Annotated in this window: 6 protein-coding genes; 3 read left to right on the plus strand and 3 right to left on the minus strand. The window is 67.9% G+C overall.

All coding sequences use genetic code 11. From position 1 onward, the window contains the following. Positions 1-17: 17 nt before the first annotated feature. A complete protein-coding gene (locus tag ACSEEN_RS17350) occupies positions 18-1,826 on the minus strand; it encodes an FAD-dependent oxidoreductase (protein ID WP_440713855.1) in 1,809 nt (602 codons plus the stop codon). Beyond that, positions 1,823-2,311, minus strand: a complete 489-nt coding sequence (locus ACSEEN_RS17355; RefSeq protein WP_440713856.1) for a winged helix-turn-helix transcriptional regulator — start codon at positions 2,309-2,311, stop codon at positions 1,823-1,825. Before ACSEEN_RS17355 ends, ACSEEN_RS17350 begins: the two co-directional genes overlap by 4 nt. Positions 2,312-2,423: 112 nt before the next feature. On the opposite strand from ACSEEN_RS17355, the gene ACSEEN_RS17360 reads away from it, so the two are divergent. The 3 genes from ACSEEN_RS17360 to ACSEEN_RS17370 are packed head-to-tail and all read left to right on the plus strand — an operon-like array spanning position 2,424 to position 4,539. Further along, positions 2,424-3,305: a crotonase/enoyl-CoA hydratase family protein gene (locus ACSEEN_RS17360; RefSeq protein WP_440713857.1), complete on the plus strand. Its 882-nt coding sequence runs from the start codon at positions 2,424-2,426 to the stop codon at positions 3,303-3,305. A gap of 43 nt (positions 3,306-3,348) precedes the next feature. Next, entirely contained in the window at positions 3,349-4,005 is a 657-nt protein-coding gene (locus ACSEEN_RS17365; RefSeq protein ID WP_440713858.1) for a nitroreductase family protein, read from the plus strand. 3 nt (positions 4,006-4,008) lie between these two features. After that, the gene (locus ACSEEN_RS17370) at positions 4,009-4,539 is read left to right on the plus strand and encodes a PaaI family thioesterase (protein ID WP_440713859.1); all 531 of its coding nucleotides are present in this window, start codon (positions 4,009-4,011) and stop codon (positions 4,537-4,539) included. Between the two features lie 296 nt (positions 4,540-4,835). Here the strand turns inward: ACSEEN_RS17370 and ACSEEN_RS17375 are convergent, their stop codons facing one another. Further along, positions 4,836-6,068 carry a PucR family transcriptional regulator gene (locus ACSEEN_RS17375; protein WP_440713860.1) on the minus strand — a complete coding sequence of 411 codons (1,233 nt, stop codon included), beginning with the start codon at positions 6,066-6,068 and terminating at the stop codon, positions 4,836-4,838. Positions 6,069-6,370: the final 302 nt, after the last annotated feature.

A 6,370-nucleotide genomic window follows, 5' to 3' on the forward strand; every position in this document is an offset into this window, starting at 1 on the left:
GGGCGGATCTTCAATCCCTAGGCCTGTGTACTTCCCAGGCCGGCCTCGGTCAGCCCCGCCACCGTTCGCTGGAGTTCATCCATGTGATCGGATGCGATCGTCCGTGGTGACACGCCGTGCTTCAGGCACAGCGCCGCGGCGGCCGCGGTGGCGATGGCGTGCTGGGCGCCGTTGCCCATGAACTTGGTGACGGACCCGGCGATGTGGGTGACGCTGATGTGCTTGCCGGCCATCATGACGTTGTCGAGGTCCGCGGAGTACAGGCAGCGGAAGGGCACCTCGAAGGGCAGTCCGTCGCGGGTGTCCCATTTCCAGTCGCGGAGCCGGAAGTCGTAGTCCTTGTCGATGGGGTAGTGCAGGCAGAATGCGCCGGAGTTCAGCGCGACGGCGTCGGGGAACTGCCGGTGTTCGCGGATGTCGTTCTCGGTCAGGACGTAGTCGCCGAGGTAGCGCCGGAACTCGCCCTGTCCGGCGACGAAGGCCACGTGGTCCAGGGCGAGGTTCGCGTACGTCTCGGGCTCGGTCTGCTTGACGTTGGCGAAGGTCCCGTAGAGCGCGCGCAGGAGGTGATCGCGGATCTCCTCGCCTTGCGTGTACGGGTCCAGCCACTGCCCGTACTCCCAGAAGTGCGTGGCGGGCACCAGCATCCGCCGGCGGGTCTCGGGATCCGGGGTGCGGAAGCGTCCGGCGACGGGACCGGGACCGTTGTCCTCACCGGGCTTGATGAGCTGTCCGTTGAGGTTCGCGTAGTCCTTGGCGACCTCCTGCGCCCACGGAACGTCCGGGAAGGTGACCGGCGCATCCGACTCGCGCGTCCGGAAGAAGACGGTGTGGCCGTGGTGCTGATCGAGGTGCTCGGGCGGCGCGGACGGCTCGCCGTACTCCGCCGCGGACTCGTTGCCGAACAGTGTGCGGGCTCCGGCCAGGAGGCCGACGATCGCCGTTCCGCTGCAGTCGATCACGAGCGGGGCCGCGAACCGGTACTCCGCTCCGGTGCGGGTGTCGCGGGCATCGACGGCGGTGACCCGCCGTCCGTCGACGACGACGTCGAAGACCTCGTGCTCGGTGAACACCGAGACGTTCGCCTCCCGGTCGAGGACGTCCCGGGCGAGCAGGTCGCCGTCGGGATGCCGGGCGGTGAGTTCGTGCACGAGAGGACCGGTCTCCCCGCGGGGCGTGAGCCCGATCTCGACGCTCGCGTTGCCGCCCAGCACCGGCCGGCCCTGGATCAGGGCCACGCGGAGACCGAGCCGTGCCGCGGCGAGTGTTCCGGCGGCGCCGCTGACTCCGCCACCGACGACGATGACGTCGTAGGCGCCGGCATCCATCGGCGCCGCCGGGAGCCCGCGCAGGCGGCGGCGCCACGCCCGGGTGACGGCGTTGTTCCCCTCCGGTGGCGGGACGTCGCTGAGGCTGAGGTAGATCGCTTCGCATCGTCCGTCGAAGCCGGTCAGATCGTGGAGGTCGATCCGCGTTGCACCCGCGGGGAGGTCTACGGTGCCCGCGCGCTCCCACGACCAGTCCTGGCCGTTCGCGCCGAACTCCGTCTCCGGGGTCCGACCGCCGATGGTGACGGTGAAGCGCCCCGGATGGTGCGCCGGCACCCAGTCCTTGGCGCGCACCCAGACGTGGTACTCGCCCGGGTGCGTGACCTCGACGGCGGCCGAGGCGTCGGCGACGGGGCTCCCGAGCCCGTGGGCCAGGAGGTACGCGCCGCCCATCTGGGACTGGAACTGGGAGTCGAGGACCCAGCCGCCGCGGTCGAAGTCGGTCGCCAGGACGAGGAGGTCGGTGTCCGTGGCGGGTCGGTGATCTCGCTCGGTCATGACGACACCTCACCCACGGTCGTGCGCTCGCGTGCGGACGCGCCCGGGCTGACGGCCACCTGATCGCGCCCGATGGCGCCGTGCCCGTCGCTGCATTCGACGACCACGCGAACCGGTGCGCCGCAGTCGGAGTGACGGACGTCGAGGAACGGCCCTTCGGGATCAGCGGTGTACCGGTCACCCCACTGCATGAGCGAGACGATCACCGGCCACAGGTCCCAGCCCTTGTTCGTGAGCACGTACTCGTTCCGTGTGCGGCCGCCCTCCGGCCGGTACGGGCGGGTCTCGAGGATCCCCGCCGCGACCAGCTTGCGGAGCCGGTCCGACAGCACGGCCTCGGACATGCCGAGGTGGTCCCGGAAGTCGTCGAACCTGCGGACGCCGTTGATCGCCTCGCGGATGAGGAGCAGGCTCCACTTCTCACCGACGAGTTCGAGCGTGCGCTGTACGGGGCAGTTCTGAGTGTCCAGACGGAGCCAGTCCACGTCGTACCTCACTTCGATATTGACAGTCAGGTGGAGTCTAGCTAGCTTTTAACAAAGAAGCCAGAGTGTGGCGGAATTCCCGATCCACGACCGAGATCACCGAGGTATCACCATGTTCGAGACCATCACGCACCGCCTCGTCGACGGCATCCTGACCGTCACGCTCAACCGTCCCGACAATCTCAACGCCTTCGTCCTGACCATGGGGGACGAGCTGGAGCGCACCTTCCGCGAGGTCAACGACGACGACGCCGTCCGCGCGGTCATCGTCACCGGCGCGGGCCGCGCGTTCTGCGCGGGTATGGACCTGAGCGGCGAGGGGAACGTGTTCGGGCTCGACGAGTCGAAGAGCCCCGGCCTCGCCGACCTGCAGGATCTCGACGACCCGGAGGTCGCCCACGTGCGTGACCCCGGCGGCAGGGTCACGCTCGCCGTCCATGACTGCCGCAAGCCCGTGATCGCCGCGATCAACGGGGCCGCGGTGGGAGTCGGTGCCACGATGACGCTGGCGATGGATCGGCGGATCCTGTCGACGGAGGGGCGGATGGGCCTGATCTTCGGCAGGATCGGCGTGACCCCCGAGGCATGCTCGAGCTGGTTCCTCGAGCGGATCGTCGGGCAGTCCGCCGCGCTGGATCTCGTACTCCGCGCGGACATCCTCGATGCCGGCGCGGCGGCCGCGGTCGGCCTGGTCGACGAGGTGGTGGGGCCGGAGGACCTGCTGGCCCGCGCCGTCGACGTCGCGAACGCGTGGACACGTGGCAGGTCCCCGGTCGCCGTGGCCCAGGCCAAGCAGATGCTGCGGCGCAACGGCGCGCTCCCGAATCCCGCCGACGCGCACCGCGTCGAGTCGCTCGCGCTGTTCTGGGCGAGCGTCGGCGATGCGAAAGAGGGCGTGGCCGCGTTCCTCGAGAAGCGATCGCCGGAGTTCACCTCCCGGGCCTCCGCGATGCCCGCCTACTACGAGCAGTGGATCGCCGGCAGCGCGCCGTAGCCCTGATCGGATCGAACCCACACACGCGAAGAAGAGGACGACGATGACCACGACATTCCCGCAGTTGGACCTGTCCGTCGACGAGGTGCTGACCACCACGCGCTCGGTGCGCAAGCGCCTCGACCTGGACCGGCCGGTGCCGTTGGAGGTGATCACGGAGGCGCTCGAGGTGGCGCTGCAGGCGCCGTCGGGCAGTAATGCGCAGGGCTGGCATTGGATCGTGCTGACCGATCCCGAGCCGAAGCGGATCGTCGCGGAGCACTACCGCAGGGCCTACGCCGCCTACGCGGCGGCGGGCGCTGTGGCGCGGGCCGCCAAGCCGCCGAAGGATCTCGCGACCGCGGAGAAGGTGGCCTCGAGCGCGACCTACCTCGCCGAGGTCATGGACCGGGTGCCGGCACTGGTGATCGGCGCGATACATGTGCCCGGCGGCGAACTGCCGTCTGGGAACCAGGCGCAGACCTGGGGCTCGTTGCTTCCCGCGGCGTGGAATCTCGCGCTGGCGCTGCGCTCGCGCGGCCTCGGATCCGCCTGGACGACACTGCACCTGGAGTACGAGCGAGAGGTCGCCGAAGCGCTGGGGATTCCGCCGAACGTCCGGCAGGGCGTGCTGCTGCCCGTCGCCTACACCAAGGGCACGGACTTCAAGCCCGCCAAGCGCGCTCCGCTGGAGTCCGTGCTGCACGTGAACGGCTGGTAGGCGATGACGAGCATGATCGATTCCGCTCCCGCCGGCGACGATGCGGTGAGGACGAAGACCGTCCGATGGCACGACCCGAGCGCCACGGCGGAGCGCAGCCGCGGACTATCCGGGCGCGACTTCCTCACGCAGTGGATGCGCGGTGACGTCCCGGGCGCGCCGATGGGCGAGCTGATGGGATTCCGGCTGGTCCACGTGGCCGACGGCGAGGTCGCCTTCGCCTGCACGCCCGACGAATCCGTCTACAACCCCATCGGCATGGTGCACGGCGGACTGGCCTGCACCGTGCTCGACTCCGCGGCCGGCTGCGCGGTCCACTCGATGCTCCCGGCCGGTGTCGGCTACAGCTCGATCGAGATCAAGGTCAGCTTCCTGCGGCCGATCCAGGCGTTCGACGGTGACATCGTCGCCCGCGGTTGGGTCGTCAAACCCGGCAAGAGGGTGAGCTTCGCCGAGGCCGACCTCCGCGACGCCCACGGCACCGTCCTCGCCACCGCGAGCAGCAGTTGTCTGATCACTCCTCTGCGAGACTGAGGTCGGTGCGTTTCGGCAGGCTGGCGTGTCGTTCGATGGTCGCGGGGGAGTTGCCCAAGACGCCGGCCAAGATCGCAGCCGGCGCACTACGGTGCGATTGCGGTCATGTTCTACCGGATTCCGGCCGGGGGTTGGCTGTCGAACACAACCGATAGGTGACGACCGACCCAAGGGGTCGACGCCCAACGAAGGTGGTCACTCACGGCGGCCGGGCCAAACTCCGATGGTTCTGTGCTGGGCCGAACGGTCGGCGAACCATACGCACCAGAAACCCGAAGAACCGATCTTTGACCACCTCAGTGTCTCTCGTCACGCCACCACATCAGTTGCAGAGCCGCGCCGATGGCGACAGGATTGTCGTCAAGAGGGAGAGGCAGGAGTTCCTCGCAGCGCGCTAGTCTCCGCACGACTGTGTGGCGGTGGGCGTAGAGAATTTCTGCGGTTCTCGCGGCGTTGCTTTGCTGTTCCAGATACACGCGCAGCGTGGTCCGGAGCTGCGGATCTGCAGTCACAAGATCTCCCAGCGTGTCCGCGACGAACTCGTCGGCGCGGCCTACATCGGCACTCAGCATCGAGACGAGCTGGGCGTCTCGGTAGCTGCCGACCTGTCGCTCGGTTCCGAGCCGGGCCATCATCTGCTGGACTGTGGTTGCTTCCAGATGGCTCTGCCTGAACCCATCGATTCCTGGGCGTGGTCTGCCGATCGCAATACGCACGTTCGGAACCGCGGCGATTGCCGGCTCGAGGTCGCTCACGGCAGGCGCGCTGTCGACCGGCAGCCACAGCCACAGCGACGCACGCGTGGCAAGCACGGTGAGTCGGCGTGTGGCACCCGTGGCGCGCATCAGCTGCTCGGCGGCGAACTCCAAGTCCTCGCCGGTCGCAGTGCCTGTGGCCCAGATGACGGCGGCGAGATGGCTGCCGGTTAGTCCGTAGCCGAGTCGGCCTTCGGCCCTCGTTCTCGGGATCGGGGCACCCTCCAACAACAGAAGAACCGTTGTGAGCCGGTCGGAGTGCGAGCCCTGGGCCAAATCCTGACGCTCCTGTCGGATGATTCGAGCCACAGCCGCGATGGTGTCGTCGACGAAAGCCGCAATCGAACGTGAGGTGACGGCGAGGACTTCCTGCAGTACGTGGGTATCCGAGGTCAACTCGAAGCAGATCTCTATCCACCGCTGCCAGCCGGCATTCTGACCAACCCGCCATAGGCCCAACGCCGTTTCATCGAGATCGCGGCGAAGTAGATCGCGGGTGGCCTCGAGAATCGTCGGGCTGAGGTTGGCTGAAACGCGCGCACCTGGGTTCCGGATGTTCGCTCCAGCCCAATGCTGCAAGCTGTCCAGATTGGAGTTCCGGGAGCCCTCCACCAACACTGGGTCCGAGAGCATGGGCGCGACCGTTCCGTCGCCGTGCTCGACTGCGTGGTTCCATGTGTCGAGCCATTCCGCGCGAGGGTCGAGGAGTTGCGTAGCGCCGAGTCGGATGATGTCTTGCGCTGCGGCTGACGGCAGTGGCCATTGATCCTCCATGGGTCCATTTTGGACCATTCGCGGGCGCTACTAGGGCCGAACTAGACCTAGGCTCTGCCCTGCGTTGATGGCAACGTGGTCACGGTAGCAACGCTCCGGGCAGCGCTACCGACAGCCGAACAAGCCGGCGAACGATTGGAGACCCCCATGACGATACTCAAACCCGCCGCCGCAGGGTCAAGCCCCAAGTAGTGGTGTAACTCGTTGTTGATCCTTCGGTGGTGGTCAGGCTGGTATTTGCATCAGGTCATCGGTGGTCACCTCCGTCGTCGAGTCGGTGTTTGTGTCGGTGGTCAGGGTCA

It is taken from the genome of Gordonia marina (genome assembly GCF_052036135.1).
Lineage (GTDB): Bacteria > Actinomycetota > Actinomycetes > Mycobacteriales > Mycobacteriaceae > Gordonia.

Excerpts from the sequence above, each read along its gene's own strand:
- ACSEEN_RS17350 (WP_440713855.1), bottom strand. The coding sequence starts at position 1,826 with ATGACCGAGCGAGATCACCGACCCGCCACGGACACCGACCTCCTCGTC.
- ACSEEN_RS17360 (WP_440713857.1), top strand. The coding sequence starts at position 2,424 with ATGTTCGAGACCATCACGCACCGCCTCGTCGACGGCATCCTGACCGTC.
- ACSEEN_RS17365 (WP_440713858.1), top strand. The coding sequence starts at position 3,349 with ATGACCACGACATTCCCGCAGTTGGACCTGTCCGTCGACGAGGTGCTG.
- ACSEEN_RS17370 (WP_440713859.1), top strand. The coding sequence starts at position 4,009 with ATGACGAGCATGATCGATTCCGCTCCCGCCGGCGACGATGCGGTGAGG.
- ACSEEN_RS17375 (WP_440713860.1), bottom strand. The coding sequence starts at position 6,068 with ATGGAGGATCAATGGCCACTGCCGTCAGCCGCAGCGCAAGACATCATC.